Source organism: Planococcus sp. RAB007_Raresut (assembly GCF_057369535.1).
In genome coordinates this window covers 1-257 of record NZ_JBXYIF010000184.1, presented here as the reverse complement: position 1 = coordinate 257, position 257 = coordinate 1, and the positions used below count along the sequence as shown (strand labels likewise).

Sequence of the window (257 nt, the reverse complement as noted above, 5' to 3'; positions counted from 1 at the left end):
GTTACTTCTTCAATTCCAGGTATGGCATTCACCCCTATTCTTTTCAAGGTGCTTTGTAGGCTTTTGATATAAGTTGTAGTTGTATATTGAACAGCCTTCTTCTTCCTTCTCTTAGTACCCTTCCCACCGGTCCGAACGGAACCAGCCATCTTCATTAGTTTCACCACAATCATCTCAATTCCAATGCAAAAGAAAACTGGAGCTATATCAAGACTTTTAAATGTTTCTACTCCTAATGTCATAGATATGCAAAAAAA

The 257-nt window shown here is 37.7% G+C and carries 1 protein-coding gene; it reads right to left on the bottom strand.

Annotated elements, in window-relative coordinates; genetic code table 11:
* Positions 1-257: hypothetical protein (locus AC2Q9J_RS18215; protein ID WP_499042128.1), on the bottom strand; the 257-nt coding region annotated here is incomplete at both ends.